Source organism: Moorena sp. SIO4A1, from assembly GCF_010672065.1.
In the GTDB taxonomy this organism is placed as follows: domain Bacteria; phylum Cyanobacteriota; class Cyanobacteriia; order Cyanobacteriales; family Coleofasciculaceae; genus Moorena.
The window spans coordinates 1-1,058 of record NZ_JAAHHX010001035.1; the positions used below are offsets into that span (position 1 = coordinate 1).

General features: G+C 45.8%; 2 protein-coding genes. Both read left to right on the forward strand.

From position 1 onward, the window contains the following. Positions 1 to 184 (forward strand): hypothetical protein (locus F6K53_RS45060; protein ID WP_293087648.1); only part of this gene is annotated, 184 nt, incomplete at its 5' end. A gap of 71 nt (positions 185 to 255) precedes the next feature. Continuing rightward, positions 256 to 831 carry an FHA domain-containing protein gene (locus F6K53_RS45065; RefSeq protein WP_293087651.1) on the forward strand — a complete coding sequence of 192 codons (576 nt, stop codon included), beginning with the start codon at positions 256 to 258 and terminating at the stop codon, positions 829 to 831. Positions 832 to 1,058 lie beyond the last annotated feature (227 nt).

Consider the following 1,058-nt stretch of genomic DNA (forward strand, 5'->3'; position numbering starts at 1 on the left):
TAACGAGATGCTCACAGCATGGTCTCAATGGGGTTTAGCCTTGTTGTCACCCTCTCAGGGGGAACTGGCTCCTACCCAGGACCTATCCAAAACCCCACACCCGACACCCTATCTAAGTTTCACCCTTGTTGTCATCCCCTTAGCATCGGTGGATATGGTTGACAAAAAATTATTCATGTGCTAAGCAAAATTCAGCACTCACCACTGACCTACTCAGCACTGATCCACGATGTTCTAGTTAGCAGGAGTGAAATCTTGGCTGAACCGATTTATATTCAATTGACCTGGGAAGACCCAGAAACTAGCGAGTTAAAGAAACCTGTTCTGAGACCGCCAATTGCTGTTGGTCGAGAAAATGACCATTTGCCAGAACAGTTAGCAGGTCAATCTGTGTCTCATCTGGTACTTCTTGACAAGGAAATTTCCCGGTATCACGCCCTGATCACAGTGGCTAATACCCAACTCTATATTACTGACCGCAGCGCCAATGGCACGTTTATTAACGGGCGGAAGATTCGCTCTGGTATTCAACCTTTTTCAAGCAAGGACACCCTACGAATTGGTCCGTACAAGATTACAGCGACCTTGAAACGGGAAAATGACCTCAACGCCACTGCACAGAACTTTGACCAGACGAGTCTATTAGGTGAGAAAAATGTTTCCAACTCTCTGCCCAAGAATAAACCTGTAGTTTGGTTGATTGGCTTAGTGATACTGTTAATAATGGGAGTTGGCACCTGGGCCGTGGTCAGCGGTCTGCTGGAGGGGTTAAAACCAATACCAAACGAGGAAAACGATTCCTCTAGACATCATCTAGAACGGGTAGTCTAGAATACCTAATGCCCTCAACCAAAGGCGATGAGATTCTAATGTTATGGAAAATGAGAGCTAAATGGAACGTAACCTATGGAATCTCTTATCAATGTTCGATTTTCCATTAACCCTTTCCCAGGGGCTAGGCTTCGGCGTTCCTTGGTATTGGTGTTGCTAGGTGTACTTACCCTACTGCTCACCCTATTACCAGCCTCTACCTTAGCACAGGAATTTTTGGCAAATGG